The organism is Gordonia sp. (in: high G+C Gram-positive bacteria), assembly GCF_047602025.1.
Taxonomy (GTDB): Bacteria; Actinomycetota; Actinomycetes; order Mycobacteriales; family Mycobacteriaceae; genus Gordonia.
Map to the genome: position 1 here is coordinate 2,167,404 of NZ_JASGII010000001.1, position 13,513 is coordinate 2,180,916.

The following is a 13,513-nucleotide window of genomic DNA, read 5'->3' on the forward strand; positions in this document are numbered from 1 at the left end:
CCCTACAGGCCGAGCTTCTTCTTGACGTCGGCGATCGACGGGTTGGTGGCCGTGCTGCCGTCGGCGTACTTCACCGTCGGGACGACGTGGTTGCCGTTGTTCACGCTGCCGACGAAGTCGGCCGCCGCCGGGTCCTCCTCGATGTTCACCTCGTCCCAGGTGACGCCGAGGCTCTTGAGCCCGGTCTTGAGGCGGTTGCAGTAGCCGCACCAGGTGGTGGTGTACATGGTCAGGGCTGCGTCATTGCTCATACGTGGCATAACACCACAGCGCGGGCCACATGTTCCCCGCGGTGCCCACTCGGCGCGGTCTGGGTGCCCACTCGGCGAGGACTGGGTGCCCACTCGGTGGGGTTAGACCGCCCACTCGGTGGGTTTCGACCGCCCACTCGGCGTTAGTCGGCGGCGGCCCAGGCCTCGATCATCGAGCGGGCGATCGACACCGATCCGGGCACGCGCAGCGGGACCTGCGGACCGTCGTCGCCCTCGTCGGGGTCGGTCCACTCCTTCGCGGCGAGCGCAGCGCGCACCTCGTCGCGGGTGAACCAGGCGGCGTCGGCGATCTCGCCGTCGAGGAACTCCAGGGGCTCGTCGGGGTCGCCGAGGGCGGCGAAACCGATCATCAACGACCGCGGGAACGGCCACGGCTGGCTGCCCAGGTACCGCGGGTCGGTGACGGTGATGCCGACTTCCTCGTGCACCTCGCGGATGACGCACTGCTCGAGGGACTCCCCCGGCTCGACGAACCCGGCGAGCGTGGAATACCACCGCTCGGGCCACATCGCCTGGCGGCCGAGCAGGATCCGGTCGCCGCCGTCGTGGACGACTGTGATGATCGCCGGATCGGTGCGCGGGAACTCCTCGCGGCCGCAGGAGCGGTCGCGACGGACCCAGCCGAACTTCTCCGGGCGGGTGGGCTGACCGGTCGTCGGCGAGAACTCGGCGGTGTCGTTCCAGTTGAGCAGCCCCAGCGCCGTGACGAGCAGACCCGCCTCGTCCCCGCTGAGGTGATGGCCGGCCGAGCGCGCGTCCCCGAGCGGCTCGGCGACCTCGTCGACCCGTCGCGCCCACAGGAACACCTCGCCGTCGACACCCAGCAGGACCGCGTCGTCGGGCGGGCCGTCGGCGGCGACCTCCGGTCCGCCGACCCAGCGCAGGCCGCCCTGCTCGGCGACGCCGAACCGGCCGCGACGGTCGAGCAACAGGACCTTGGCCATCGGCCACGCCTGGTGTGCGACGCCGCGATTACCGCGCAGCTCGCCGCCGCGCGCAATCGTGGAGCGGGAGAACAGCGGCGGCTGCGGCAGCGCGAAGGCCACGGGGTCAGCGGTCCTTCGCAGCCGGGGCGCGCCGGACGTAGAGCAGGCGGTCGCCCAACTCGATCGAGTCGACGTCGGGTTCGCTCACCCGGTACAGCTTGCCGTCGCGCACGACGCCCAACACGATGTCGGAGGTGTGCGCCGGTGAGCCGCCCACCTCCGTCGGATCGACCGGCCGCTCGGCGATGGCGTACCCCTCGTCGGGGGTGAGCAGGTCCTCGAACATCTCCACGACGCTCGGGGTCTGCGTGGCGATGCCGAGCAGTCGGCCGGCGGTTTCCGAGCTGACCACCACCGAGTTGGCGCCCGACTGCTTCATCACGTGGGTGTTCTCCGCCTCACGGATCGACGCGACGATGGTCGCCGTCTTGTTCATCTCCCGCGCCGACAGCGTCGTCAACACCGCGGTGTCGTCACGACTGGTCGCGATGATGATGCTCGCGGCGTGGGCGGTGCCGGCCAGTCGGAGGATGTCCGACTTGGTGGCGTCGCCGCGCACGGTGACCAGCCCGTGGGCCTCGGCCGCCTCGAGCGCGCTCTGCGACGGGTCGACGACGACGATCTCGGACGGCTTGACGCCGTCGGCGAGCATCGCGTCGACCGCGGTCTGTCCCTTGGTGCCGTACCCGACGACGACGGTGTGGTTGCGCAACGTGGACCTCCAGCGTTGGATTCGGAGCGCCTGACGCGACCGTTCGGTGAGGACTTCGAGGGTCGTACCGATCAAGACGATCAGGAAGAGCACGCGCAGCGGCGTGATGATGACGATGTTGATCGTGCGGGCGAACTCGCTCACCGGCGTGATGTCGCCGTAGCCGGTGGTCGAAAGGGTCACCGCCGAGTAGTAGACGGCGTCGAGGAAGGTGAGCTGACCCTCGCCCTTCGCGTCGTGGTACCCCTCGCGGTCGACGTAGACCAGGAAGGCACAGAAGAACAGCGCGACGAGCGCGAACAGGATGCGGCGCCCGATTGCCCGCGCGGGACTGACCTCCGCGTCGGGGATCTTGATGATGTTGACGAGGGCGTACTCGGGCTCGGCCGACAGCACGCTGCCCGGCCGCCTGCGCCGAAGCTTGTCCTTCATCGGCCGCCCGTGGTCTTCACAGGATGCAATCTAACAGCGAATCGGTCACCCACGCGCCAGGAGCGCCGCCAACGCCGCGGCGTCGGGCAGGTCGTCGGGTTCGAGGGTGTAGTCCGAGCGCACGTAGTGGAAGGCCGCGCGGACCTGGTCGAGTCGGGCGCCGGCGAGTTTCGCCCAGGCGATCCGGTAGGCCGCGAGCTGGATGTTGAGCGACGCCCGCTTGGCGGGCTCGGGCACCGCGCCGGTCTTCCAGTCGACGACGATCCACCGGGGCTCCCCGTCGGGGCCGGGCTCGTCGGCGAACACCGCGTCGGCACGACCACGGATCACCGCGCCGCCGATGACCGTTTCGAAGGGCACCTCGACCTCCACCGGGGTCCGATTCGCCCAGCGCGACGACTCGAACCGCGCGATCAACGCGGCGAGGTCCTCGTCGGGGGTGGCGGTGTCGTCGGCGGCACCGGGCAGCTCGTCGATGTCGAGCAGCCGGGTCGCGCCGAAGCGGCGCTCCACCCAGGCGTGGAAGGCGGTCCCGCGGCGGGCCATCGGGTTCGGCTTGAACGGTACCGGGCGGCGCAGGCGCTGCGCGAAGGACGCTTCGTCGGTGTCGAGGTCGACCAGTTGACTCACCGACAGATGCGTCGGCAGCGCGACGTCGACGCCCGCCTGGTTGGCGTGTGCGTGTTCGTCGAGCAGCACCTCGACCTCCTCGGCCCACTGCACGACGTCGACGTCCGCGGGAATCGAATCCGCCGGTGTCCCCTCGTCGAACAGCGACGGCTGGTCGCGCGCAGTCAGGCGGTCCAGGACGAGCGCGGCCGCGGCGTCGGAGGCCGAGCGCCGCGCGCCCAACCGATCGGCCGGCCACCGCGCGGTGACGGTGTGCGCGGCGAGCGGGTTGACGGTCCCGTCCTCGGGCTCGGGCGCGGCGACGGCGACCGTCAGGCCGGTCGAATCGACGGCGGGATCCGCGATCGCCTCGGTGACGATGGTGCGCAATTCGTCGTAGAACTCGGAGACCGCGCGCGGCTTGGCCGACCCCATCGACCAGTGGTGCGCCGAGACGTACAACCGCTCCTTGGCGCGGGTGAGCGCGACGTAGAGCAGTCGACGGTCCTCCTCGAGTCGGCGGCGCGCGATGGCGTCCTTGTGCTCCTCGAGCGCGGTTTCCAGCTGTTTGCGGTCGGTGACGGCGGACAGGTCCAGCGCCGGGTACCCCTCGCCGGGGTGCTGCGGGTCGGCCAGGTCGCCGCGCACCTCGGCGGGCAGTTCGCGCGCACTGCCCAGCCAGGTCCCCTCGGCGCGACCGCTCGGGAAGATCCCGCCGCACATGTGCGGAATCACCACGACATCCCATTCCAGGCCCTTCGCCGCGTGCACCGTGAGGATCTGCACCCGCTGCTCGGCGACCTCGATGCGGCCGGGCTCCAGGCCCTTCTCGATCGTCTCGGCGGTGTCGAGGAACGACAGCAGGCCGGGCAGCGTCGCCCCCGGCTTGTCGGCGTAGTCGGCGACGTATGCCGCGAACGCGTCCAGGTGCTCGCGGCCGGTCGTCGCGCCGCGCATGCGGCGGGCCCGGATCTGTGCCTCGACCGCGACGCCGATCGTCTGCTCGACGTCGGCGACCAGCTCGGGCAGCGGCTGGCCGATGCGGCGGCGCAGGCCTTCGAGTTGCCCGCCGAGGCGGCGGATCCGCGCGAACCCCTCGGCGCTGTAGCGCGACGCATCCCCGGGATCGACCAGCGCGTCGGCGATGCCGGCGTCGTCGACGAGTTCGTCGGGCACCGAGGCGGCCAGGGCCGCGTCGAGCTCTTCGGCAGTGGTCAGCGGCATGTCGGCGACGCGGGTCCGGGCGGCCAGTTCGCGGGCCCGTCGCCACAGCGCGGCGATGTCCCCGGCGCCCAGCTGCCACCGGGCGCCGGTGAGCAGTCGCATCGCGGCGGCGCCGGCCATCGGATCGGCCATCAGCCGCAGCGTGGCGACGACGTCCTCGATCTCTGGCACATGCAGCAGCCCGCCGATGCCGACGACCTCGGCGGGGATGCCGACGCCCTCGAGTTCGGCGGCCAGCGGTGCGGAGTCCTCGTTGCGGCGCACCAGGATCGCCGTGGTCGGCGGCGCCTCACCGGCGTCGGCCGCGGCGGTGTAGAGGTCGGCGATCTGCGCGGCGATCCACGCGCGCTCGTCGAGCACGGTGTCGGTCAACGCCAGCGTCGCGGTGCCCAGCGGGGCGTCGGGCCGGGGCCGCAGCACCGAGACCGGGACGCCGCGGCGGCGCAGCTCCTCCGACGCCGCGTTGGCGAGGGTCAGCGCGTGGGCGCCGTTGCGCCAACTGGTGAGCAGTTCGAGTCGTCGTGCCGGGGTGCCGTCGGGCCGGGGGAAGTCGGTGGCGAAGCGCGGCAGGTTGGCCGCCGAGGCGCCGCGCCAGCCGTAGATCGACTGAATCGGGTCGCCGACCGCGGTCACCGCGACGGGTGGCCCATCGCCGCCGAAGAGCGCGCGCAACAGGATGCGCTGCGAGTGTCCGGTGTCCTGGTACTCGTCGAGGAGCACGGCGCGCACCGACGCCCGTTCGGCCGCGACGACCTCCGGGTGCGCGGTCGCCAGGCGCGCGGCCAGCGACATCTGCGAGCCGAAGTCGAGGGCGCCCTGCTCGCGCATGCGGTCGGACAGGGACTGCACCAGGGGCAGCAGCGCGCGCCGCTCGTCGACGACGGCCTGCACCGAGCGCAGGTAGGCGTTCGGGTTCTCCTTCTGCCCCGGGCCCTTCGGCAACCGGTCGACCATGTCGTAGAGCTGCTGCCCGGCGGCGGCCAACCGGGTGAGGCTCACCAGGTGTTCGGCGGAATCGGAGTAGAGCTTGAGGACCGCTTCGGTGACCCCCGACGGAACCTTGGTCGTGGCGAGTTCGCCCGGATAGGTGGCGACGACCGAGAACGCGAGCTGCCACAGCTCGGTTTCGCTGAGCAGGGTCGACGACGGCTCGACCGGCAGCAGCAGGCCGTAGTCGGCGATCAGCCGGCCCGCGTAGGCGTGGTAGGTGCTGATCTCCGGGTCGGCGCCCGCCAGGCGCGCGCGGAGCTCGCCGTCGGGATCCCAGTCGGCCAGCACGGGGGCGCCGGCCAGCATCGACAGCCGGCGACGGATGCGGGCGCCCAGTTCGCTGGCCGCCTTGCGCGTGAAGGTCAGGCCCAGCACCTCGTCGGGGCCGGCGAAGCGGTTGACGACGAGCCACACGACGCGCGAGGCCATGGTCTCGGTCTTGCCGGCACCGGCGCCGGCGACGACGAGCACCGGCTCGAGCGGCGCCTCGATGACGGCGACCTGTTCCTCGGTCGGCCGCGGAAGTCCAAGCGCGGCGGCGATGCTGGTGGCAGGGATGAGGTCAGTCATCGACCACACTCCGTCCGGTCAACTGCGCCGGGCACGACGCCTGCAGCCCGCAGTGGTCACAGCCGGGGTTCTGCGCGGCGACGAACACCGGCCCGGTGCTGGCCTTCGCGGCCATCCGCAGGATCAGCATCCATTCCGAGACCAGCTCGGGCGTGAGCGCGGGCTGCCCGCGGACCGCGGCGCCGGTCGTCTTGTTGGGGCTGGCGACGTAGACGAGTTCGCCGCCGCCGGGCTCGGTACCGGCGGGGAATCCCTCGACGCCGCCCAGGTGCAGCGCGAGCTGGTAGGTCGCCAACTGCGGGTGCTCGGCGGCGTCGGCCTTGGTGACCGGGTTCTTGCCCGTCTTCACGTCGACGACCACCGGGCGACCCTGGTGATCGGTCTCCAGGCGGTCGATGCGACCGACCACGCGCACCGGGATGTCGCCCGGGTCCGCCGCTGCCAGCGCGGCGTCGACCTCGACCTCGGTGCCCACCTCGGTCAGCGCGTCGCGCGAGGCGGTCAGCCAGTTGCGGAAGTTGTCGAGCATCGTCTCGGCGCGCTCGAGCTCGCGTCGGGAGAACCACTCGGCGCCGGTGTCGACGCGGTCCCAGATCCCGCGCAGCGCCGCCGTCGCCTGCTCCGGCGAGATCGCGCCGGCGAGCGCCTGCACCAGCGTGTGCACGAGCGTGCCGGTGACCGCGGGCGTCGCGTCGCCATCACGGCCGCCGTTGCCCTCGAGGACCCAGCGCAGCGAGCAGCGGGTCAGCGACTCGATGCCCGACGGGGAGAGCCGCCGCGGCCCGTCGGCGGGCAGCCACAGCGGTTCGTCGGTGCTGGGATCGGCCAGTCCGTACCAGTCGCGCGGGTGGGCACCGGGAATGTCCCGGTCGGCCAGCCGGGCGAGGAGGTCGGCGGCCGCCCGCGCCCGCGGCGTCGGCGCTCCCCCGTCGGGGTCGACGCCGGCCATGACCTCGGCGCGCAAGGTGGCGACCAGCGACGGCAGCGAGAGCACGCGGTCGACGCCCGGGTCGACGGGTACCGCCTCGGGGTCGTCGACCTCGCCGTCGGCCGTTGTGCCGGTGACCGCCGCCAGCTCCCCGATGAAGCGGGACGGTGCGGCCTCGCCGCTGCCGTCCTCGACCGCGCTGACCAGGAGTCGTCGTCGGGCCCGCGTGCACGCGACGAGCAGCAGGCGGCGCTCGTCGGCGAGGGCGCCCGCGCTGCGCGAGACGGTGTCGACCGCCGCCGGGTCGATGCCGTCGAGGATGTCCACCAGCGCCCCGGTCGCCAGGATGCTGCCGCGCGGGCGCAGCGACGGCCACAATCCGTCGAGCACGCCGGGCACGGCGACGACGTCCCATTCGCGGCCGACGGCGGCGTGCGCCGAACAGATGGTGACCGCCTCGTCGCGGACGGCGGCGGCCCGGGAGTCGCGCGGGATCTGCAGCGCTTCGACGTGCTCGACGAACATGGCGACACCGGCGCTGGGCAGGTTGTCGCCGAATGACTCGGCGGCTTCGAACAGCGCGAGCATCGCGTCGAGGTCACGGTCGGCCTGCTCCCCCGCCGGCCCGCCGCGCAATGCGGACGGCGCCCACCGTCGCTCCAGGCCGGACGCCTGCCAGGCCTCCCAGAGGACTTCTTCGACGCTGCGGTGGGCCGCTACAGCGGTGCGCGCGGCGGTCACGACGGCGCGCACCCGTTGCAGCGGACGCGCCTCCGCCTCTGACAGCTCGGACAGGTAGCGGGCGGCCTGATCGTCGTCGACGATGGCGGTGTGCAACGCGACGATGGAGTCGACATCCTCGTCGATTCGCCGGACGCCCCGTCGCAGTCGGCGCAGCGATCCGGGATCGGCTCCGCCGATCGGACCGGTGAGCAGGGTGATCACGTCTTCGGGTTCGAGGGGTGCGCGGTCGGCGGCCAGCAGCGCGATGAGGAAGGCGGCGACGGCCCGCTGGCGGTGCAGCGGCAGGTCGGAGGCGGGCGTGGCCATCGGTACGCCGGCCGAGCGGAAGGCCCGGCGCAGGGCGGGCAGTGCGGCCGGCACCGAGCGCACGACGACCGCCATCGACGACCACGGCACACCGTCGAACAGGTGCGCCCGGCGCAGCAGGTCGGCGACCGCGGTCGCCTCTTTCGCCGCTGAGGCGTAGACCCGCACCGACGCGCTGCCGTCGGCGTCGGGGTCGGCCCGCGGGTAGTCGTGCGGGCGCGCGCCGGGCAGTCGTGCCGCGAGGGCGGCTCCGACGGCGTTGATCGGAGGCGCACAGCGGTGGTCGACGGTCAGCTCGATGTCGCGCGGCGACCCGGCGTCGACGAGGTCGTCGGAGAACCGCGGTGCGGCGCCGCGGAAGCCGAATACCGACTGGTCGGTGTCGGTGGCGATGATCGTCGAGTCGGCCCCGGTGCCGATGAGGCGCACCAGTTCCGCGGCCTGCGGGTCCAGGTGCTGCGCGTCGTCGACGAGGACGTGGCGGATGCGGGCGCGCTGGGCGGCGAGCAGGTCGGGGTCGGTGGCGAAGGCCGAGAGCGCGGACCCGACGAGTTCGGCGGCGTCGACGGCGGGCGCGCTGGCCTGCGGTGCCTCCACGCCGACCGAGCCGCGCAGCAGCATCGTCTGCTCGTACTGGGCGAACATGCGGCCGGCGGCGACCCATTCGGGGCGTTTGTGCCTGCGGCCGAGGGCGACCAGCTCCTCCGGTCCGGCGCCGCGCTCGGCGGCCCGCATGAGCAGGTCGCGCAACGCCTGGGCGAAGCCGTCGGTGAGCAGCGCCGGCCGCAGCCGCGCCGGCCAGTTGTCGGCACCGTCGGCGACGTCGCCCGCGAGGAGTTCGCGCAGCACGACGTCCTGCTCGGACCCGGTGATGAGCCGCGGCGGCGGGTTGTCGTGGGCCTGGGCCTGCAGGCGCAGGATGGCGAAGGCGTAGGAGTGGATCGTTCGCACGAGCGGTTCGCGCGCGGCACCGGCGTGCGCGGCCCCCGACGCCAGCACGCGGCGGGTGATCTCCTCGCGCAGTGCGGCGCCGGCCCGACGACCCGGCGCCAGCACCAGGACCGACTCGGGGTCGACCGTCGGATCGGTGAGCCGCGCGACGGCCGCGTCGACGATGACCGAACTCTTGCCGGTCCCCGGTCCGCCGTGGACGCGGTACGGCAGCCACGGCCGTCCGGGCTCGGCGAGCACCGGGGTCCCGATCAGCCGCGCGACCGCCGACGGCCACTGCCGCGGCTCGTCCGCCGGCACCGGCGGCGCGACGAGCGTCGTGCGCACCGCGGGGCGCGGAACCGGGCTGCGGACCATGACCCCATCGAAGCAGAACGGTCTGACGCGACGGGCCGCCCACCGGCTAGGGTCGGGCACACGATGTCCGCACTCCACGTCCACCGCTTCGGGCCCGACGATGCCGACGCGCCGCTCGTCCTGGCGCTGCACGGCCTGACCGGTCACGGGCAGCGGTGGGCGCACCTGGCGCGGGACCTGCCCGACCACCGGATCGTCGCCCCCGACCTACTCGGCCACGGCGACTCGTCGTGGGCGCCGCCGTGGTCGTACGAGGCGCACCTGGACGCGATCGACGAGGTCGTGGCCGGGCTTGCGGCGCCGTTCGTCGTCGTCGCCCACTCCTTCGGCGGGGCCCTCGCCATCCGGTTGGCGCAGCGACATCCCGAGCGCGTCCGCGCACTCGTCCTGCTCGATCCGGCGCAGGGCCTCGACCCGGCGCGGGCGCTCGAGATCTCGACGGCGAGCATGGCCCACTGGACCTACGCGTCGCCCGACGCCGCGCGCGAGGGCAAGCGCGCCGAGGGCTGGTACGCGGTGCCGCCGGAGATCCTCGACGAGGAGATCGCCGTCCACCTGCGGCCCTCCGACCAGGTGGGACTGCCGCCGGGAGCCTTTGCCTGGCGGGTGAGCCAACCGGCGGCGGCGACCGCGTGGAGCGAGATGGCCCGCCCCTTCGAGTTGCCGCCGGACGGTATTCCCACCGACGTCGTCGTCGCCGACCGCGTGGAACCCCCGCTGGTGAGCGCCGCCTTCCTCGACGCCTGCCGGCGCGAGCGGGCCGAGTCGGTCCGCGTCCACCACGCCGACTGCGAGCACATGGTGCCGTTCCTGGAACCGGCGCTCGTCGCGCGGCTCGTGCGGGCTGCCCGCTGATGGCCGCCGTCACCGACGACGACGTCGAGCGGGTGCGCGCACTCGTCGCGGCGATTCCAGTCGGGATGGTCACCACCTACGGCGACCTCGCCGCGGCCGCGGGCCTGTCCAGCCCGCGGATCGTCGGCTGGATCATGCGCACCGATTCCGCCGACCTCCCGTGGCACCGCGTGATCAGCGCGTCGGGCCGTCCGCCGGCGCACCTGGCGTCGCGACAGCTGGGCCGACTCGCCGACGAGGGGGTGCCCGTCGTCGACGGTCGGGTGGTCCTGCGCGAGTGTCGCTGGTCGCCCGCCTGATCCGCCTGTCGTTTTCACCGCTTTCCGAGCAAAAGACCAGGTCGATCGCCGGTGTCGCTGACCAGAAACGGGCGACCGCGTCGGTAACCTCAGAGCCGTGACCAAAGCCGTCGAGCCGCCCGAGCATGTCCTGGGGACGTTCGGGCTGACCGCACACCCGCCGATCGCCATGGGCGATCAGTGGGTCGGCGGCTGGCGCGTCGGCGAAGTCGTCCTGTCGATGGTCCCCGACCACGCGCGCGCCGCCTGGTCGGCGTCCACCCGGGAGAGCCTCTACGTCGACGGCCTGCGCGTCGCACGACCGTTCCGCGCCACCGACGGCCGCTACGTCGTGTCCGGCTGGCGCGCCGACACCTACATCGCCGGGTCCCCCGAGCCGCGCTACGACGAGATCATGCAGGTCGCCGACCGGCTGCACGCCGCGCTGGCCGACCTCGAGCGCCCTCGCTTCCTGCTGCAGCCGCCCGCCCCGCCGTATACCGACGTCGACGTCTTCACCGCGGCCGACCGCGCGGCGTGGGAGGACCAGCCGCTGCGCAGCGCCCGTGCCGCCGGCATGGCCGAGCCGGAGAGCGAGGACGGCCAGGCGAGCGTCGCGATGCTCAAGACGTTGGCCGGGCTCCGACGACCGGTGACCTCACGGTCGCAAATCGTCCACGGCGACCTGTTCGGCACCGTCCTATTCGCGGGTGCCGCGGCGCCCGGAATCACCGACATCGTCCCCTACTGGCGGCCGGCCGCCTGGGCGTCGGCGGTAGCCGCGGTCGACGCGATCGCGTGGGGCGGCGCCGGCGAGGACCTGCTCGACCGCTGGTCCGACCTGCCCGAGTGGGGTCAGATGTTGCTGCGCGCGGTGATGTTCCGCCTCGCCGTGCACGCCCTGCACCCACGGTCCACCGCGGGTGCCCTCCCGGGGCTCATGCGGGTCGTCGACCTGGTGCGATTGCGCGTTTAGTCAGTAGATCGGCATCGACGGATCGACCGTCTGCGCCCACGCGGTGATGCCGCCCTGCAGGTGACTGGCGTTGGCGAAACCCGCGCCCTTGAGGATGGCGAGCACCTCGGCCGACCGCACCCCCGTCCGGCAGTAGAGCACGACCGGCTTGTCCTGCGGCAGCTTGCCCAGGCCGTCGCCCGATTCGAACTCGCCCTTCGGGATCAGCGTCGCGCCGTCGAGGTGCACGATGTCCCACTCGACCGGGTCGCGGACGTCGACGAGGGCGACCGGGTCACCGGCGTTGAGGCGCTCGGCGAGTTCGGCCGGGGTCAGCGTCGAACCAATCGCGGCCGCCTGCGCCTCGTCGGAGACGACGCCGCAGAAGTCGTCGTAGTCGATGAGCTCGGTGACCTTCGCGCCCTGCGGGTCCTTGCGGATGCGGACCGTGCGGAATGTCATCTCCAGGGCGTCGTAGATCATCAGCCGGCCGAGGAGCGTCTCGCCGATCCCGCAGATCAGCTTGATCGCCTCGGTGCCCATGATCGAGCCGATCGTCGCGCAGAGGATGCCCAGCACGCCGCCCTCGGCGCACGACGGCACCATGCCCGGCGGCGGCGCCTGCGGGTAGAGGTCGCGGTAGTTGAGGCCCTGCCCGTCGGGCGCGTCCTCCCAGAACACCGACACCTGGCCCTCGAACCGGTAGATCGAGCCCCACACGTAGGGCTTGCCGGCGAGGATCGCGGCGTCGTTGACGAGGTAGCGGGTGGCGAAGTTGTCCGCTCCGTCGAGGATCAAATCGTATTGGGCGAAAAGTTCGACGGCGTTCTCGTTGCTCAACGCGAACTCGTGCGTGTGCACGGTGATGTGCGGGTTGATCTCCAACATCGAGTTCTTGGCGCTGACCGCCTTGGGAACGCCGATGTCGGACTGGCCGTGGATGACCTGGCGCTGCAGATTGGACTCGTCGACGGTGTCGAAGTCGACGATGCCGATGGTCCCCACCCCGGCGGCGGCAAGGTACATCAGCGTCGGCGATCCGAGCCCGCCGGCCCCGATGACCAGTACCTTTGCGTTCTTCAGCCGCTTCTGCCCCGCCATCCCGACGTCGGGAATGATCAGGTGCCTGCTGTACCGGGCAACCTCGGCGCGGCTCAGTTCACCGGCGGGCTCGGTCAGCGGGGGAAGTGTCATGGGAAGGGCCAAGGGTTGGGTTTACAGCTCAACGCGGGATTCGCGTCCATCTGCGGGTCCAACCCCATTATGTCCTTGTTTCGCACGCCGAACGACTGCTGCATCATGATCGGCGCCAACTTGCCGTTCTGCTTGCACGGCTCGTGCTGGGCGTACCCGATGCCGTGCCCGACCTCGTGGTTGATCTGGTACTGCCGGTAGCTGTGGATGTCGCCGTCGAAGGAGATCGCGCCGCGCACCCACCGGGCCTCGTTGAGGAGGACCTGGTTCGTCGGCGGGTAGAAGCAGGAGCTCTCCAGCTTGATCTGGTAGCCGCACAGCTCGCGGGCCGTATTCGTCGACGTCAGCGAGATCCGCAGGTTCGGGCTCTGTCCGGCGCCCACCCGCTTGAAGGAGACCTTGCCGCCGCCGATCCAGCTGTGCCGGTTCGCCAGCGTCGCGTCGACCATGGTCGCGAAGGCGTTGTCGCCGGAGAAGTCGGTGGCGATCAGCCCGTCCTCGACCTCGACCGTGTAGGTGTACTCCTGCGCACCCCGCCCGATCTTCTTCGACGTCTTCACCGGCACGACGTGGAACGACTTCTTAGCCTGCCGCGTGAAGTGCCCGCCCGGGGGCAGCGCACCGACCGGCAGCGCGGCCTCGGCGATCTGAACGGTCGGCGCACCGACCGGTGCCGACTCCTTGGCCACCTGGGTGTCGCGCCCCTCGTCGGGCGACGGCTTGTCCGCGGATCCGTCGGCACTCCCGCCGCGCACGGTCAGCACCAGCAGGACGACGGTCAAGATGGCGAGCACCGGAATCGCGTACGCCCGCCAGCCGTAGGTGGCGACGAAACCCTCGTGGTCCAGGTCGGTCTCGGCGGGCGGGTCCCACGTCGCAGTCAGCGGCTGACCGGGGTCCGGCCGCGGCACCGACGATCGCGGCGCCCCGCGCGACCCGGCGGAACGGTGCGCACCGCTCGCGGGTGCGTCGGCCGACATCGCCGCGCCGACGCCGGCCAGATCGCCGGCGCGCGGGCGCTCCGAATCCCCGGCGCGGGGGCGCGACCCGGCAGATTCACCCGCGCGGGGGCGCGACCGGCGCGCGGCCTCGCCCGCTCGGGGTCGAGGCGGCACGCCGGAACGGCCGTCCTCAGATCGGTTCACATCAC

The 13,513-nt window shown here is 72.4% G+C and carries 10 protein-coding genes; 3 read left to right on the forward strand and 7 right to left on the reverse strand.

Features of this window, described 5'->3' with window-relative positions; all coding sequences use genetic code 11:
* Positions 1-2: 2 nt before the first annotated feature.
* The 5 genes from QM728_RS10860 to QM728_RS10880 form a co-directional block, all read right to left on the reverse strand.
* Positions 3-251: a mycoredoxin gene (locus QM728_RS10860; RefSeq protein WP_415032025.1), complete on the reverse strand. Its 249-nt coding sequence runs from the start codon at positions 249-251 to the stop codon at positions 3-5.
* Positions 252-394: 143 nt separating this feature from the next.
* Positions 395-1,318 carry an NAD(+) diphosphatase gene (gene nudC / locus QM728_RS10865; RefSeq protein WP_415032026.1) on the reverse strand — a complete coding sequence of 308 codons (924 nt, stop codon included), beginning with the start codon at positions 1,316-1,318 and terminating at the stop codon, positions 395-397.
* Between the two features lie 4 nt (positions 1,319-1,322).
* Positions 1,323-2,402 carry a potassium channel family protein gene (locus QM728_RS10870; RefSeq protein WP_415032027.1) on the reverse strand — a complete coding sequence of 360 codons (1,080 nt, stop codon included), beginning with the start codon at positions 2,400-2,402 and terminating at the stop codon, positions 1,323-1,325.
* A gap of 45 nt (positions 2,403-2,447) precedes the next feature.
* On the reverse strand, positions 2,448-5,795 hold the full coding sequence (locus tag QM728_RS10875; protein ID WP_415032028.1) for an ATP-dependent helicase: 3,348 nt from the start codon (positions 5,793-5,795) through the stop codon (positions 2,448-2,450).
* Complete coding sequence (locus QM728_RS10880; protein ID WP_415032029.1) at positions 5,788-9,081, reverse strand: ATP-dependent helicase; 3,294 nt, start codon at positions 9,079-9,081, stop codon at positions 5,788-5,790. Before QM728_RS10880 ends, QM728_RS10875 begins: the two co-directional genes overlap by 8 nt.
* Positions 9,082-9,144: 63 nt before the next feature.
* Here QM728_RS10880 and QM728_RS10885 point away from each other — a divergent pair, with 63 nt between their 5' ends.
* The 3 genes from QM728_RS10885 (at position 9,145) to QM728_RS10895 (ending at position 11,190) form a co-directional block, all read left to right on the forward strand.
* Positions 9,145-9,936 carry an alpha/beta fold hydrolase gene (locus tag QM728_RS10885; RefSeq protein WP_415032030.1) on the forward strand — a complete coding sequence of 264 codons (792 nt, stop codon included), beginning with the start codon at positions 9,145-9,147 and terminating at the stop codon, positions 9,934-9,936.
* Entirely contained in the window at positions 9,936-10,235 is a 300-nt protein-coding gene (locus QM728_RS10890; RefSeq protein ID WP_415032031.1) for an MGMT family protein, read from the forward strand. The genes QM728_RS10885 and QM728_RS10890 overlap by 1 nt, the downstream gene beginning before the upstream one ends.
* Positions 10,236-10,332: 97 nt before the next feature.
* Positions 10,333-11,190: a TIGR02569 family protein gene (locus QM728_RS10895; protein WP_415032032.1), complete on the forward strand. Its 858-nt coding sequence runs from the start codon at positions 10,333-10,335 to the stop codon at positions 11,188-11,190.
* Here QM728_RS10895 and moeZ read toward each other — a convergent pair whose 3' ends face one another.
* Positions 11,191-12,363: an adenylyltransferase/sulfurtransferase MoeZ gene (moeZ, locus tag QM728_RS10900; RefSeq protein WP_415032033.1), complete on the reverse strand. Its 1,173-nt coding sequence runs from the start codon at positions 12,361-12,363 to the stop codon at positions 11,191-11,193. It abuts the gene before it with no gap.
* Positions 12,360-13,508 carry a DUF3152 domain-containing protein gene (locus QM728_RS10905; RefSeq protein ID WP_415032034.1) on the reverse strand — a complete coding sequence of 383 codons (1,149 nt, stop codon included), beginning with the start codon at positions 13,506-13,508 and terminating at the stop codon, positions 12,360-12,362. Before QM728_RS10905 ends, moeZ begins: the two co-directional genes overlap by 4 nt.
* Between the last annotated feature and the right edge of the window lie 5 nt (positions 13,509-13,513).